Origin of the sequence: Collinsella sp. TF09-1AT (assembly GCF_003436895.1) — a bacterium.
GTDB lineage: Bacteria > Actinomycetota > Coriobacteriia > Coriobacteriales > Coriobacteriaceae > Collinsella.
On sequence record NZ_QSRC01000001.1, the window covers coordinates 296,362 to 311,884 of the forward strand.

The 15,523-nt window shown below is 57.8% G+C and carries 10 protein-coding genes and 1 pseudogene; 9 read left to right on the plus strand and 2 right to left on the minus strand.

Translation table 11 applies throughout. The annotated features are described in order from the left end of the window. Positions 1–147 precede the first annotated feature (147 nt). Positions 148–3,537, minus strand: coding sequence for a hypothetical protein (locus DXC90_RS01350; protein WP_117734418.1), 3,390 nt, complete (start codon positions 3,535–3,537; stop codon positions 148–150). A 277-nt stretch (positions 3,538–3,814) separates the two neighbouring features. Beyond that, positions 3,815–4,513, minus strand: coding sequence for a zinc ribbon domain-containing protein (locus DXC90_RS01355; RefSeq protein WP_117734419.1), 699 nt, complete (start codon positions 4,511–4,513; stop codon positions 3,815–3,817). A gap of 133 nt (positions 4,514–4,646) precedes the next feature. Here DXC90_RS01355 and DXC90_RS01360 point away from each other — a divergent pair, with 133 nt between their 5' ends. From DXC90_RS01360 to DXC90_RS01395, 9 genes and pseudogenes are all read left to right on the plus strand, one after another. Next, positions 4,647–5,588: a zinc-ribbon domain-containing protein gene (locus DXC90_RS01360; protein WP_117734420.1), complete on the plus strand. Its 942-nt coding sequence runs from the start codon at positions 4,647–4,649 to the stop codon at positions 5,586–5,588. Positions 5,589–5,751: 163 nt separating this feature from the next. After that, on the plus strand, positions 5,752–7,653 hold the full coding sequence (locus DXC90_RS01365) for a DUF6273 domain-containing protein (protein ID WP_117734421.1): 1,902 nt from the start codon (positions 5,752–5,754) through the stop codon (positions 7,651–7,653). A gap of 149 nt (positions 7,654–7,802) precedes the next feature. Next, positions 7,803–9,122: a zinc ribbon domain-containing protein gene (locus DXC90_RS01370; RefSeq protein WP_117734422.1), complete on the plus strand. Its 1,320-nt coding sequence runs from the start codon at positions 7,803–7,805 to the stop codon at positions 9,120–9,122. A 189-nt stretch (positions 9,123–9,311) separates the two neighbouring features. Then, positions 9,312–9,377, plus strand: a pseudogene (locus DXC90_RS09835) (zinc-ribbon domain-containing protein); the annotation flags it as partial. Positions 9,378–9,590: 213 nt separating this feature from the next. Beyond that, on the plus strand, positions 9,591–10,238 hold the full coding sequence (locus DXC90_RS01375; protein ID WP_233502099.1) for a DUF6273 domain-containing protein: 648 nt from the start codon (positions 9,591–9,593) through the stop codon (positions 10,236–10,238). 432 nt (positions 10,239–10,670) lie between these two features. Then, positions 10,671–11,216: a hypothetical protein gene (locus DXC90_RS01380; protein ID WP_117734424.1), complete on the plus strand. Its 546-nt coding sequence runs from the start codon at positions 10,671–10,673 to the stop codon at positions 11,214–11,216. Positions 11,217–11,312: 96 nt separating this feature from the next. Beyond that, positions 11,313–11,861: a GNAT family N-acetyltransferase gene (locus tag DXC90_RS01385; RefSeq protein WP_117734425.1), complete on the plus strand. Its 549-nt coding sequence runs from the start codon at positions 11,313–11,315 to the stop codon at positions 11,859–11,861. Between the two features lie 539 nt (positions 11,862–12,400). Continuing rightward, the gene (locus DXC90_RS01390) at positions 12,401–14,644 is read left to right on the plus strand and encodes a DEAD/DEAH box helicase (protein ID WP_117734426.1); all 2,244 of its coding nucleotides are present in this window, start codon (positions 12,401–12,403) and stop codon (positions 14,642–14,644) included. Between the two features lie 348 nt (positions 14,645–14,992). After that, positions 14,993–15,505, plus strand: a complete 513-nt coding sequence (locus tag DXC90_RS01395) for a PTS glucose transporter subunit IIA (protein WP_158549076.1) — start codon at positions 14,993–14,995, stop codon at positions 15,503–15,505. The last annotated feature ends 18 nt before the right edge of the window (positions 15,506–15,523 follow it).

A 15,523-nucleotide genomic window follows, 5' to 3' on the forward strand; every position in this document is an offset into this window, starting at 1 on the left:
CGATGCGTCTGGCCTGTGCGCGCCCGTTACTTCGCATACTAGGCCGCCTGCGTTACATTCTGTTGCGCAACATCGTGGACGGCGCGGTACGCCGCCCGAGGTCGATGCCGCGCAACAGATACATGGCTTGATCGTGTCAATTGCTCTTTAGTAGCGCGCCGAGCGTTGGGCGTTGCCCGGGTTGTAGCCCGCCCAGGCGGCGATGACGTCCGACTCAACGACGCTCGTTGCAATGTTGATAAAGCTGCCGACACGGGGCAGGTCGGTATGGAAGTCTTCGATCAGGTTGGGCTGGAATCTAAAGTCCTCAAAGTTGATGGTGTTGGGGTTGTAGAGCTGACAGGTGCTATCCTCGGCGGAGATTGGGCCAACCATGTATGCGGCCTTGTGCTCTACGACCTTAGTATCGTCGACATCGATCGTCTCTCCGCGATCGTGCGCGGCAGCGGCGTGCTCCATGAGCTCGAGGAATCGGTCGGCTTCGGCGCTGCAGAGCACGCAACGCGAGAAAAGCACCGTGAGGGCATAACCCGTCTTACGATCCAGCTTCTCTCGCAGCTCGCTAAAGCGCTGTGACTGTTCCGGGGTCATGCGCGTCTTGGACGGTGCGGTTTGCTTGAGTCCGCACGTCTTAAGGAAGACCGCGTTGGCCTTGCGCAGAGCGCTCATAGCGGCAGAATCGCTCTTTGCCGCGGAGACGTCGATGCGTCCTCCCTCGGGAATCTGCTTATAGCGAGAGAAGCCCTTTTCGCCCTCGACGGGCATCCAGTACGTAATGACGTCATTTTCCACAACGCTAAAGCGGCATGTAAAGGGCGCGCCGATTGCCGGCGCCTCGCCGTAGAACTTTACGCGTACGGCTTGGTCGGTGTCCGCCATCCACATCATAAAGCGATGGCTATTGTCGCCGTCATGGCTCCGGAGCTTTGCAATAAGGTAGCAAACCGAGTCACAGCGGCTCTCGAGTGCGGCGCCTCTTCCGGTGGCAATGGCGCTTATGCCCTGGGCCTTGAGCTCGATGTCGCGGTGCAGCGCGTTGAGCTCTTCGGATGTCAGCAGGTCTTGGCCGAGAAGCCCCGCGACAAGCGCGCCGACTTCTATGTCGGTAGCAAGGGCGGCGTCGATAACCTTGCGGTGCGCCTGGTGACTTGCATAAGCCGGCATAGGCTTGCGGCCTGTGGCAAATCCAAATGGGTCGCGGATCTGGTCACCGCCGCGATAGAGCGGCTCCAAAAAGAACATGTTCATGTCATTTTGCTTGCCCTGCTTTTGACCGTAGGCATCGAGGGAGTTCCAGACATGCTTTTCTGCAATGGGGTTCATCCACAGGCTGATTTTCGATTTTTCTGCCGAGGAGGTCGAGGTGATCTTTTTGGAACTTGCGGCGGGACGAGAAGCCGGTTTCTGATATCCAGCGGGGAGAACTTGCTCAAGATCGAATTTTTTAAGCAGCCTAACGTAGACTCCGACCGATGCTTCTTCTGCCATTTCCGCCATGACCGACTGCGATGGGTCGTCGACAAAGGAAATGCGCGTTTTGCCATCATCGGAGACTGCCTGGCAATAGCCGCATCGAAGTGCAACGTAGCCTTCGTTGTCGCTGCCGCGGTCAAAGTACATCTGCTCTTTGCATCCGAGTGTGCCGGGGATGAATGCGGTCGGGTTTGCCATGTCGGGGATCGTAATGGCAGCGCCGGTCGCGCGTTTAAGCTCATCGAAATACTCGACGTACAGCGGAATGTTGTAGTGCTGGACTAACGTCTCGAGAACGATGGCGTTGGGCACGGAGTGTGCCACGCGATAGCGCACGGAGTTGTAGCCCCATTCGACATCGGTCGCGTCATCGGGGATTCCGTGGCCTGCCATGGTTGACAGGACTTCATCGGGTGAGTCAAACGTGCTATCGGGCGTGCCGCAAATCGCCTGGAGCGAGAACCCGCCAAAGCACTTGTCGAGATCATCGCGGATATACTCGCAGCAGTCATGATTGGGAAAGACGATGCGAAACGTCATCGCGCCCATGGCCTGGGACATGCAGACGTTGCCCGATGCCTGGGCATCGGACTCTGCCCGGGGCTCGTCATCCCCGTCTTCGTCGTCATCGTCCGATGGGTCTGCAAACGAGCTGTAGTTTGCATTGATCAGGTCGAGATACATGGAGACGGTCCCGCGGGTTGCCAGCTTTTGCATGATGGGATTGAACGTGTCCGCAAACGAGACCTCGCGGTCCTGGGGCACGCCATTTTGGGTCACGGAAAGCGTGACGGTCGCCACGCCGCAACGAACTGCCGTGGCATCTCGGTACTGGCTGTTGTCGGGGAAGAACGTCCACTGGCTTTTAGTAAGGCTTGCCGCAAACGAGACGTCATCGTCATCGGGATCGGCTAGCCATGCTCCGGCCTTGTAGCCGTCGGTCACTACGTACTCGTAATAAACGGGCGCCCCGAGCAGGGCGGCGAGCGCCTTTGCAGCTCGCAGCAGCGGGATGCCGTCGTATTCGTATTGAAGCGAGTTGTAGCCCCACATCTCGTTGAATGTCCGTCCGCCTAGGGCGCCACAGATATGGATGCACGTGGCGGCGTTTTGCGGCTGGCTCAAATCGCCAAGGTCGGAGATTGCGGGTATCAGCGTGGCGAGCGAAAAGCCGCCAAATTCCTGTTCCAGGGTCTCCTTTACCTGCATGCAGGCATTGTGTCCGGGAAAGACGATGCGGTTGATGACCCTTTGGGGCTGGATCTGACCGCCTGTCTCTTCGATTAGATGACTAAAGAGCACGTCAACGTCCGATGCGTCCATGGTGGCGGTTGCGACCTCCTGCGTCTTGGTCGACTTCTTTTTGCGTTTGCTTGCCGCAGAAGACGATTTTTTGCGCGAGGGCGCCGGCTGGGGCTCCTCTTGGGCGCCAAACTGGTCCTTGAGAAAGTCGAAGTACAGGGACACGTTTCCGCGCTGCGCATACGAACGCATGATGGGGTCGGTGGTGTCCTCAAAGTACTTTTGGCTTCCGTCGGGCATGGACATGGTTCCCATGCCGCAGCGGAACAGGGTGTCGGTGGCACCGTCGAACCCCTCCGGGAAATACACCCAGCAGCTCTTGTCGACCACGTTTGCAAACGAGACGCTGTCGCCCTGCGCATCGGCGATCACGGCGCCGGCAGCGAGCTCATCGGCATCGGTGTACTCGTAGTAGACGGGAACGCCGATCATCTTGGAGATAGTCTTGGCGACCTCCAGCGAGGGGATGCCGTTGTATTCGTACTGGAGCGAGTTGTAGCCCCAGACGACGTTGGTGACCTCTTCGCCGTCGGACCCGCAGGTTTCAAGGGCGGCATTGGTGGCGTCGGTCGGATCCATGTGCTGGAAGTCCTCGTAATCGGGGATCACGGCAGCAAAGCAGAACTCACCATGGTCCCGTTCCAAGGCGGCTTTGACCTGCACGCAGATGTCATGGTTGGGAAACACGATGCGATTGACAATCTGGTTGATCGAGATCCCTCGGTCGGTATCTTGAAGTAGATGCTCAAAAATCTCGTCCATCGTTCCTTCTTTCGTATGCGGTGGAAGCCCGCGATCCCGGGTTTTAGGGCTCGTGGCTTTGCTAACTCGAACGCTACCGCCCCGATGGGCGAGAACGTTGCGCAACATCCGCGAGTGCGCAAATTGCAATGCGGAACGGTTTGTGCGGGGGCGGTGGTGGTGATGGGGGAGGCGGACGACCCGCGTTCGTATGCCCCGCTGTCTATGAAAAACGTGCCCGCCGACAGGTCGTTGTCGGCGGGCACGTTCAGGGCTGCATGTGGATTGATGCTCGAGACTAGGCTTCTTTCTTGATGGAGCCAAGCATCACGACTGTAGCGATTGAGGCGATGCAGCACAGAAGCGGATAGATGGGGCCGGAGCAGGTCGTGGACATCCATGCCATCATCGCGGCAACGAGGGCGAGCAGAGTAAAGCCGATGCGTGCGATGGATACCTTTTTCTGTAGGAATGCCATGATAAGGCCGATAACGGAGACAATGACCGGAATGGCCCACGTGTAAGTTAGCATGTTGACGTCACCGATGCTGCTACTGCTGCTGCCGTACGCCGCCATTGTATCGGCGTAGTCGCCCATCTCCAGCATGGTATAGCTGGACTTAAGGCGATATGCCTCGCCAGCCGTGCTATCGCCGCCAAAGAAGCTGGAGAGGTTGTTGGCGCCATCGGAGATGTACTGGGATGTTTGAAAATCACCGGGGGAAGGCGAGAACCACGGCATAAAGGCCAAGATGAGGGCAATGACGCCAATGACCAGCGGGACGATGGCGTTGGTATTGAGCGAGACACTAGGGGCATTAATCGCTGGCTTTGCGGGGCTGGGAGCGGTGGCGTGGGCAGCGGGCTTCTTGACCGGAGCCTCCTCGCGGGCGGCGGCAGGCTTGGCCGGAGCGGGCTGGCTGGCAAGCTTGTTGCCACATTTGGGGCAGAAGGCGACGCCGTCGGGAATCTTCTCTCCGCACTTGGGGCAGAACATGATGTTTCCTTTCGTTGGGAACCTTGACGAGCCCTAAGATAAGCTTCGATTCTCTGGTTATGTTGCGCAACATTGCGCGCGATGGTGTGGGTATCCTTGACGCAAACGAATTAAAAGCGGAGAAAGGACCCCCATGAGTTTCTTTGACGATCTTCAGAACTCTATCAATCGCGGTGTTGCCGGAGCCAACCGTACGGGTAACACGATTAAGCTTAAGGCACAGCTGAGCGAAGCCATGAAGCGTCGTCAGACCCTTGCTGCCCAGCTTGGCGCAAGCCTGTACGATGTGACTAAAGACGACCCCACGTTCCGCGCCGGTCGCGAGGCCATTTGCGACGGCATCGCTGCTATCGATGCCGAACGCGCCGGCTATCAGGCCGAGATCGATCGCATCGAGGCCGAGGCACAGGCTGCTCAGGCCGCTGCCGTGCGCTACACCTGCCCGTTCTGCGGTTCTACCGTTGCTGCCTCCGACCTGTTTTGCTCTGGGTGCGGAAAGCCCATGGCAGAGATCGAGGCGGCAATTACCAAACAGCGAACCAGCGGTATTGCAACGGCGGCCGCTCCGAACGCGTCAAGCGCCGCGACGTGCCCTCAGTGCGGCTTCTTCATCAATGAAGGCGATACGTTCTGCATGAACTGCGGTGCCAGGTTGGAGTCGGCGCCAGAGCCAGAACCGGAACCGGTTGTCGTGACCGAACCGGTGGTTGCACCCGAGCCGGTTGTTGTACCCGATCCCGAGCCGGTTGCCGTACCCGAACCGGCTGCTGCGCCCGAACCGGCTGCTGCGCCCGATCCGGAGCCGGAACCAGAGCCGATCGTTGCTTCCGCACCTAAGCCCGAGCCGATCGTCGCGCCTGCTCCTGTCTTTGACCCTGAGCCGGTAAGCGCTCCCGAGCCTGAGCCTGCCGCCGCGCCTGCGCCCGCGTTCGCGCCCGCTGCAGCACCCGTACAGGTAGTCGCACCTGAACCTGAGCCAGCCGTCTCTCTCCCAAACAACACGTGTCCCACCTGCGGTGCGACCAACGATCCCGAGGATAAGTTCTGCATGCATTGCGGCACCAAGCTTCATTAACACCACGTTGGCATCGCCGGGCTCAAGCTCATCAAAGGGGTCCGGCTCTTTTGCGTCGTACGTTTAGGTGCCTTATCCAGCTACCGTTTAATGTTGCGCAACAGAATTTGACCAACACCGCTTAGGGTTGAGATGTCCGGTGGATAAGAGAAAGGATTTTGATATGCACAAGCTTAACGTGCACCTCAAGAAGGGGGCCTTGTGTGGAGTGCTTGCACTTGCGCTGGGCTCCCTCGTGGTTGGCAATGTGGCCGCCATCGTCGCGCCCACCCCGGCGTACGCCGCCTCCAAAAAGTCGTCCAAAAAGTCGAAGAAGACCAAGGACGGATCGGTAAAGGGCGTCAAGGTCAAGAAGAAGGTCGATAAATACACCTGGTCTGAGCTCGCGAAGATCTCCGACGCCATGACCAAGTCCGGCAGCCGCAAGGCCGCCCTCAAGATTGCCAAGAAGTACAAGCTTTGCGACAAGAAGGGCAAGCTCGACGGCAGCCAGACCAAGAAAGTTGCGCTCAATGATTGTGAGAGCAGCGCCATGATTGTTGGCTTCTACCACGATGATCTTTCCGATGGCTCTGGAAAGGCAGGCATTACTTGGCAGTTTACCGATTGTCTGTATATGGGCAATCCGCTCTATGCTTCACATGTTACCGACTTCAACATTCTGCCTAGTACGCTCAAGGACTGTTTGGCCACAGTCAAGAAGAATACTGTTTATCGCGACGATGCCAAGGCAAGTCAGGCAACCTCAGAGGACGTCCAGCTTTGGGCGCCTTCTGCGACTGAAATCCTCGGCGATGCCTCAGAGATGAAAAACATCAATCGCGATTCGGAGTGGATGACCAAGTCCCTTAACGCCGAGGGCACACAGTACGATTATTACGAGGCCGCCGGCATGAATTGGACTTCAGACTCGCAAGACTGCGAGTTCACTTTATCTGACTCAGGATATTGGATTGAACTAGTTAAGACGGATGATGGCCTCTCTGATCAGAAGGCTCTTGAGCAAGGGAAAGTAAAACTGGACTCAAGCTATAAGAAGATAAATGGCTTCGACTGGAAGGCTGGTTTTAGAAGCATTTACTACAACCCTCTAACGCCTGATGCTGGGTTGGACAATCTGGGTGGCTATAGCTATGATGACGATTATGCCCCTGTTTATGATGAGACTGATTCGCCTGCGAGCAACAATAACACTTCTTGGCCTACTGGCTTGTATGACTATTCGACCGATAAGGCATCTGCTGTGATGCCCATGTTCTGCTTGACATCCCCTTCGGATGATAGCGCTGATTCGGATTCAACCGGTGTTGCCGTTCAGGATAACGTTAATGGTTACAGCTGGAAAGATCTCAAATCCATCGCAAATGAAATTGCTGCGGCACAGGATGACAGCGCCGCTATCGAGATTGCTAAGAAATACCATCTGGTTGGCGACGACGGCAATCTGAGCAGCGCTTCCTATAAGAGCATTGATGATGATATCAATGCATATATCGTTGGCTTCAACCATGATGACCGTTCCGATGGTAAGGGCAAGGCAGGCATCACGTTCCTGATCGCCGATGCCTCTCCTGCCAAGCTTGCCATGAATAAGGATGGTTCCAATATGGGTGGATGGAAGGACTCTGATCTTCGTAAGTCTATTCGCACGGAGGTCAACTGGTGCTTGCCGCAGGCTCTCAAGAGCAATATCGTCAGGGTCAAGAAACTGTCCAACAACGCTGGCGTAACAACGGATCCGTCTTCGGTCACCTCAACGGACGAGACCGTGTGGCTACCGTCTATGATGGAGCTGATTGGCAAAGATGGGCTCGAAGAAGAGTTTGGCTCCCTGGAGCCTGACCAGCTTGCCGTCTACGAGGCCGAGGGAACGCAGTATGCCGCTCTGCAAGGTGACAACGACACCCGCTGGACCGGTTACGATGGATTTACTGGAAACAACGCGTGGACACGAACTTGCGATGCCTCTCAATCCGGATGTTTCCTAATATACCGAGGAAACGATTTTGGTGGCCCGTGGGATACGAACGATGAGCTCAATATCTATCCGGGTTTCTGCCTTTAGTCGTTAATACTGACCGACGGTGATTATGAGCCCTCGGAGGGGAACACTCTTCGAGGGCTGTAGTCGCACTCGTATCAATGCTGCGCAACGAATCATTTGACTTATTCGGGACGATACAACTGTCCTAATACACGAGGGAAGGAGCGGCCATGAAGTGCCCCAAGTGCGGTGCCGAGATCGCGGAAGAAGCTGCATTCTGCGGTAAATGCGGTGCCGAGATTGAACACGAGGATGCTGGCGCGACGGATGCCGTTGCGCCGGATACCACCGTTGCGGACTCGGCGGACGTCGAGGTTGAGGATACTCCGGAGGAAGCACCTGCGGAGGACTCAACGGATGAAAAGAGTGAGGGGGAGCCGGAGAAACAGCTCAGCAAGAATGCCAAGATTGCGATTGCTGCAGTGGCCGTTGTCCTCATGGTCGCCCTTGGCGTTTTCCTTTTCAATCAGCAGCAGCAAAAGGATTTTGAGAAAGCTGTCGAGAATCAGGTACTCGAAGAAGCTAAGGTCGAGTACGAAGGTCAGACGGAGCTCTTTGCCAAAAACGATTACGTTGAGCCTTCGGAGTACCAGGTCGATTCGCTTGTCGTATCCGAACTCAACGAGAGCGATGGAAAGGTGACGGGCACAGCGACCGCCGACGTGTCCAACGAGAGCTTCTCTACAACGGTCGAGCTCAATTATGCTGCCGATGTAGATGGCAGTAGGAATGTGTCGAACGTCACGATTGAGCCCACTTCTACCGAGACGACCCCGCTCACGGGCATAACGACGGATGAAGAGCACGGGATCGAGGATGCTGATTCGGACCTGTACAACGACAACACATGCGTCGTCGATTATGTTGACGATAGTACGGCGAATTGGGTCGTGACCTCCGGAGCCAAGCACGAGTTGACGTACAAGTTCAACGGCAAGAAGTGGAAGTTTAAAAAGGACGAGCTGAGCAGCGATATCGAATGGGGCGATTTCTCGGGGACGTACGTGGCTGCTGACGGTTCCGATAATTGGCTCCGCATCAGTTCTTATGTCTCGGGGAAGGCGAGCTGTGAATGGTTCGGCGACTATCACATTACCGGCTCGGCTGGAGATGTTATCCAGGATTTGAGCGGTCAGGTTCGTGGAGTGTGCGAGGACGTTGACATTCAAGACTACGGCAACGGATTCTACGGTTTTGAGCTGAACGACGAGGATGCGGACGGTGCGAATGGGCAAGGCGGAATGGTCCACTTTAAGCTGGTCTTTAACCCCGAACAAGAGGGTAGCCTTAAGCTGTTTAAGAGCGAATACCAGCAGCAGGCAACGGAAAGGTACCAGCAGTTTATTGCAATTGCAAACTTCCGTCATGGCAGCAGCGTCAATAACCTGCGCAAGCGCTCGGCTGGCGTTATTGGCATTCCTGATGACTTTAGTGGTGGTCAGAGCTCGTTTAACGATACGAACTTTACCTATAACAGGAAAGACGAATAGCCGTCTGCATCGCGTGACGACCGATGGGGCCCGAGGGTTATCCTCGGGCCTTTTTTGCGTGAATAGCATTTTGGGGTGACTTGTTGCGAGCCTTTCAATTGCCCGACCCGTTAAATGTTGCGCAACAGAAAATGCCAAGCTCAAGGTAGTCTTAACTCGAAAAGACTAAGGCTGAAGAAAGGAGCCCTTATGTTCTGTCCAAAGTGTGGCGTCGAAAACGCCGATGGATCCAAGTTCTGTTCTGGGTGTGGAACCTCGCTTGTCTCGGCGCCTGCTGAAACCGCTTCTCCCTCAAATAAAGCCACGGACTCTGCTGCGACTTCGGCTTCGTCACCCCAGCCTGCTGAGGCTCGCGACGCAAAGAAGAGGCCGATTATCATCGGGGCAGTCGCTGTTATTGTCGTTGCGTTAGTTGCCGTTTTTGCTGTCGGGCCCACACTGGGTGGAAACTCTTCCTCGGCTACTGAGATGGGGAGCGGAAGTGCTTCCAAGGAATCCGAGACAAAAAGCAAGAAACAAACTAAGACCGTTGAGGCACCGTACGAGAACCCCTTCGTGGGCGCTCAGGTGGGCGATAAGGTTAAGTTTGGCTCCTACGAGCAGGACGGCAAAACCTCCAATGGCAAAGAGCAGATTGAGTGGCGCGTCCTTGCTGTCGATGGGGATCGAGCTCTCGTAATTAGTGAGAAAGGGCTGGACGCCAAGCCGATTAACGAGGGCGATCTAAGTGACAGTGTGGATTCCATGGACAATGACTGGGATTCATCCGATCTCAAGGCTTGGCTCGAGAGCGATTTCGTTTCTCAGGCTTTTTCGGACGAGGAGAAGGAGGATATCGATGGTTCGCCTACGCTGCTTACCACCGATGAGGCCAATCAATATTTTGAGTCTGATGAAAGCCGCGTTTGCTACCCTACTAAGCAGGCTGTAAAAAATGGGGCCTGGACTGAAGATAACGATGCGTGTTACTGGTGGCTCAGCTCACCGAGCGATGGCGGCAGCGGTACGTGGTTCGCTACGGCATGCGTAGACTCCGATGGCGGCGTGTTTTCCTTGGGCATACGTGTTGTTCGACCTGATGTCGCCGTTCGCCCTGCATTATGGGTGAGCCTTTAGTTTCAATTTCTAATAGTTTAGATAACAGGTGATGATTCGGGGCCGCAAGGCCTCCGAATGCCGTGTTCTTCCCAGCCGAAAAGACAATTTGTCTGAGCGTCAACCCAAATCTTTGTTTGGCGACAATCCTTCCGGGCGGGTGTTCGGGCAGGCGGGACAGTTAATAGCAGGTTCGAGATTCCCCAGGAGCAGAGTCCTACGAAGGAATAGGGCTTCTGCGAGTTTTTGGCGCCACGCGGTTGCGGACCCGCGTGGCGCCGTTTGCGTTTGTGGCGGTGGCCTTTAGAGGCTGGCCGCGTTGTTCGTTTATGGGCGCTTTTGCCGCCAGTAGATTCGCCTCGTTCCCGGCAATGTTGCGCAACGTCTGCTCGGTATGGATTTCTACACTTGAGCTGTCCAAAAGGGATTCGGTTCTTGAACGAGGGATGAACGATGAGCAGGAACTCCTATTACGATGACGATATGTCCGAAGAAGATTACGAGCGGGTCATGGAGCATATGTACGAGCTTGAGTGCGAGCTCGAGGAGCCTCATGACGCTCGCACCGACCAGTTGATTCGCGAGGAGCTCGAGGATCTTTCGAGTGCCATGTTGTTTGAGCCGGTGGTCAAAAACGGTGAGTACCTTGGTGAGCGCGACCATGTGCCCGGGTATTGGACGGATCGTCGCGATTTGGAGTCCGAGTCTTCAGGCGCTTCGAGCGATGTCGACGAGGTGGAAAAGGATGAGCCGTTTGATTTAATAGGCTATCAGGGTTCTTCTTCGGGTGGCTCGGTACTCGACATGTTTACTCCCATTTTAAGGAGTCGCGTGTTCTGGATCTTCATCGCGTTTTTGGTGTTTATCGGCCTGCTCGACATGTTCTACGACAGTTTTATTGTTCCTTCGGGCTTCGCTATTAGCCGCATCAATTTCCAGGGCTTGGTGCTGCTGGCGATTGTCGTTGCATGCATTGCCCTGAGGCGTCGTCGCCGTTAACGGCGGTATTGACGCAGTTTCCGATGTTGCGCAACAGGTTATCTGGACAGCGGCGTATGCTCGGGTTGTCCTGAAAGCGAGAGAAAGGACAGGACAATGGCTGAAGTTGAAGTAAGGGCTTTGGGTCCCGACGACGTCGACGATATGGTCGATCTGGACGAGCAGTCGGGCTACGAGGTCTATGACGCGTACGCGGACTGCGTTGAGGACGAGGACGAAGAGAACTGTTACCTCTGGGGCGTCTTTGCCGATGAGGAACTGGTCGGCTTTTGCGTAACGGGCGGTTCAGATGACCCCGACCTGCCGGATGCCGTTACGGAGCACCCGCTCAACGAGGAAACGTCGACGTTTTTGAGCCATGTGTATGTTGACCCCGACTACCGCGGTAACGGCTATGGCGCACGCCTGGTGCACGATGCCCTTTTGGGATACTGGGAGAGCGAGGGCGAGCAGCAGCCTACATTCCTGGATCTGAGCGGATATCTCTTTGATGATGCTGATGCGGATCCGATTAAGCTCGCGCATCTGCTCATCGACTTCTTTGGTAAGAACGGGTTTGAGCCCATCCCCGACGATGAGCACGACATCACCTACACCTGCATGGTCTTGGATCCCAAGAACTTTAAGGACCCGGACGCAGAGTAGAGGCTGCAATCTGTTGGTTCAGCTTCCCTAGTTAGTGTTTGGCGGGGCCGGACGCCCAGTCGCAATGACTGGGCGTCCGGTCCTTTTTGTTGCCTGTCGGGTTTGGTGCTCGGCACGTTTATCTCGATCCGTAACATCTGGCGGGGGATATGGGGTCTAGTTGTTACAGATCAAGATTGTTTCTCGGCAGACAACTCAACTGTCTCAATCTGTAACATCTGGGGCCGGTTTTGCTCCGTAACTGTTACAGATTGAGACAATCAGCCGGGCCCACCTCGGGCCCACCTCGTCCGCCTCGTCATCTGTGGTTTACGTGGGGGCATGCGAAGCACGGGTATACTAACCGCGGCGAATCTGCTCCATCGCTTAGAGCTGCTGCGTCTGGACGGCGCGTGATAGGGCTGCCAAAGCGATCGCCAGCGTGCTGAGCAACGTCCTCTCTGTGCGCACCTGTTTTTGTATGTATTAGCGCACTACCAAGCACGCCCGCGCGGCCGCATGCCGTGCCCATTGCGCGTGCAGATAAGGAACAACAACATATGCGTAATTCTGTATCCGACGTCACCGACGCCGAGATCCTGGACGAGGCCCGCGAGGCCATGAGCCAGGCTGCCTTCGATGCTGCCGACGAGGCCAATGCTGCCCAGGCCGTCGAGTCCGCGACCGAGAACCTGCCCGCCTTTGACGAGCTGGGACTTTCCGACGAGATGCTCCGTGCCATCGAGAACCTGGGCTACACGGCGCCGACGCCTGTTCAGGCTGGCTCGATTCCCGTAGTGCTCGAGGGTCGCGACCTGCTTGCCGCCGCTCAGACCGGCACCGGCAAGACGGCCGCCTTCTTGCTGCCGACCATGAATAATCTGGAGCACATCGCTCCTCCCAAGCCTGTGCACGAGCGCGGCGGTCGCAACCGCCGTCGCGGTGCTAAAAAGCCCGAGGGCAACGGCCGTGGCCCCGTGATGCTCGTCATCACCCCCACGCGCGAGCTCGCACAGCAGATCGACGAGGTCGCGAGCAAGATCGCCGACGTCACCGGCCATGTCGCCGTGACCGTCGTGGGCGGCGTGAGCTACAAGCCGCAGACCGCGGCACTCAAGTACGGCTGCGATATCCTGGTCGCCACGCCGGGCCGTTTGGTCGACCTGATCGAGCAGGGCGCCTGCCACCTGAACGAGGTCAAGGTGCTGGTACTCGACGAGGCCGATCGCATGCTCGACATGGGCTTTTTGCCCGCCGTCCGCCGCATTGTGCGCGAGACGCCGGCCGAGCGCCAGACGCTGCTGTTCTCGGCGACCCTCGACGAGGACGCCGTGGGCGAGATTACCGACCTGGTGAGCGACCCGGCCCGCGTGGAGATCGCGCCCGCCACGTCGACCGCCGACACCGTCGACCAGTTTGTGTTCCCGGTGTCCATCGAGGCCAAGAACAACCTGCTGCCCGAGTTCCTCAAGAAGGAGGGCCCGGAGCGCACCATCGTCTTTATGCGCACCAAGCACCGCGCCGACAGCTGCTGCCGTCGTCTGGAGCGCAAGGGCATCAAGGCCGCTGCGATTCACGGCAACCGCAGCCAGGCCCAGCGCGAGCGCGCGCTTTCTGCCTTCCGCGACGGCACCGTTGACGTGCTGGTGGCGACCGACGTGCTCGCCCGCGGCATCGACATCAGCGACGTGCGCTACGTCGTGAACTTTGACGTGCCGGCAGAGCCGACCGACTACATCCACCGCATTGGCCGCACGGGCCGCGCCGGCGAGCTGGGCTGGGCTATTACGTTTGTGACCGAGCAGGACGTCGATGAGTTCTACGAGATTGAGAAGCTCATGGACAAGACCGCCGACATCTACGAGGCCGGCGACCTGCATGTGGGCCCCAACCCGCCCGCCGTCGATCCCGAGCGCGACCCTGCGGCCTTTAAGGTGAAGAAGAAGACCAAGCGCGGCAAGTCCAAGAGCAAGAAGAAGCTTGAGCAGGCACGTCGCGACGGCAAGCGCAACGGCGATGACTACGGCGATGTGGCCGGTCGTTCCAACCGCGGTCGCGACGAGCGTCGCGGCGACGGCGAGCGTCCGAGCCGTCCCAAGCGCGGCGGCAAGATCCGCGTGCGCGAGGGCGTTCAGGCTCGCGTGGACGAGGCTGTTGAGAGCGTGGCCCGCGAGGTGGCTGCCGAGGAGCGTGCTGGCGCTGCCGAGCAGGTCCCGCGAGGCAACCGTGCCGAGCGCCGTGCCAAGCAGTTCCAGGGCGAGGCGCATCGCCGTCGCCGCGAGGACGAGGACCGCGGCGGTCGTCGCCGTGTTGAGCGCGAGGACGAGGGCCGTGGCTCGCGCGGCGGCAAGCGTGGCTCGGGCGATCGTCGTCGTTCCGGTCGCAATGACGAGCGCGGCGGGCGCGATGAGCGCCGTGGCGGCGAGGGTCGCGGTGAGCATGGCGCCCGCAGCGGTGAGTCCCGTGGCGGCAAGCGCTTTGAAGAGCGCGGTGGCCGCGGCGGCGAGCGTCGCGAGGGCGCTCGCGACAATGGTGGGCGCAGCGGCGCTGGGCGTTCCGGTGAGTCGCGCGAGCGTCGCGATCCGCGTGCCAGCCGCGATCGTCGCGATGACTGGCGCAACTACGACGATACCCGCGAGGAGCGTCGCGGCGGCTACCGTGGTGGTCGCGGCGGCAACCAGGCCGGTTCCCGTGGCGGCCGCGCCGGCGGTCGCGATAACCGTGGCAGCTGTGGCAACAGCCGTGGCGGCAAGCGCGGCGGCAGCTCCCGTCGTCCCGGCGACGGCGGCGGCAAGCGCAAATAACATACGCATCGCACGCTAGCGTGAGACAAGCTAAGGGCCCCGAGCAACTACGCTCGGGGCCCTTTTTGGTGCAAAGGGGTCAGAGCAAGGAGTGTCCCTGGGTGCCGGCAGAAAAGGAACGTCCCTAAGTGCCGCATAGCTACCGTTTATCGGAGAATAAATACCGTTCACCGGTCATAATGATTATTCTGGCTTTGGGCTTGTCTACAATAGCTCTCGTAAAAAGAAATGCGGAAGGTTACCGAGTCCCTCGGACGTGGGCCTAACCAAAGTCTTTGAACGGGTGTGTCTCTATGGATGCATTCGCTTGATTTTGGTTGGGCTATATTTATGAAGGGACATGCCGCCATGGGTTTCTTTTCTCGCCTGATGGGCGGTTCGGATGAGCAGAAGACTGCAGCTTCCGAGTTCGAAATCCTCGCTCCCGTTTCCGGCGAGCTTGTTCATCTAGAAAATACCAATGACCCTGCTTTTAGCAGCCGCGCGGTGGGCGATGGCGTTGCCGTGGTTCCCCAAGAGGGAACGGTGTGCGCTCCTGTTTCCGGCACCGTCGCGGCGTTGTTTCCGACCGAGCACGCGCTGGGCATCATGTCCGACGACAGCTCAGCTCAGGTGATGCTGCATATCGGAATCGACACTGTTAAACTTGAGGGCAAGGGCTTCCATGCGCTCGTTGCTCAGGGTGACCATGTCGACGCGGGCCAGCCCCTCGTCGAGGTCGATTTCGACGCGGTTCGCGCCGCCGGCTTCGACCCCACGGTCTTCGTTATCGTGTGCGAGCGCTCGGAGAACTCGACTCTTCGTGAGCATGCTTCCGGCCCTGTTGCTGTTAAAGAGCCTGTCGTCTGGCTTTCCGAGTAAATTCTTGTGGTGGGTACC

Bases quoted from the DNA above. Each gene is read 5' to 3' on its own strand.
- DXC90_RS01350 (WP_117734418.1), bottom strand. From the start codon at position 3,537: ATGGACGAGATTTTTGAGCATCTACTTCAAGATACCGACCGAGGGATC.
- DXC90_RS01355 (WP_117734419.1), bottom strand. From the start codon at position 4,513: ATGTTCTGCCCCAAGTGCGGAGAGAAGATTCCCGACGGCGTCGCCTTC.
- DXC90_RS01360 (WP_117734420.1), top strand. From the start codon at position 4,647: ATGAGTTTCTTTGACGATCTTCAGAACTCTATCAATCGCGGTGTTGCC.
- DXC90_RS01365 (WP_117734421.1), top strand. From the start codon at position 5,752: ATGCACAAGCTTAACGTGCACCTCAAGAAGGGGGCCTTGTGTGGAGTG.
- DXC90_RS01370 (WP_117734422.1), top strand. From the start codon at position 7,803: ATGAAGTGCCCCAAGTGCGGTGCCGAGATCGCGGAAGAAGCTGCATTC.
- DXC90_RS01375 (WP_233502099.1), top strand. From the start codon at position 9,591: ATGGGGAGCGGAAGTGCTTCCAAGGAATCCGAGACAAAAAGCAAGAAA.
- DXC90_RS01380 (WP_117734424.1), top strand. From the start codon at position 10,671: ATGAGCAGGAACTCCTATTACGATGACGATATGTCCGAAGAAGATTAC.
- DXC90_RS01385 (WP_117734425.1), top strand. From the start codon at position 11,313: ATGGCTGAAGTTGAAGTAAGGGCTTTGGGTCCCGACGACGTCGACGAT.
- DXC90_RS01390 (WP_117734426.1), top strand. From the start codon at position 12,401: ATGCGTAATTCTGTATCCGACGTCACCGACGCCGAGATCCTGGACGAG.
- DXC90_RS01395 (WP_158549076.1), top strand. From the start codon at position 14,993: ATGGGTTTCTTTTCTCGCCTGATGGGCGGTTCGGATGAGCAGAAGACT.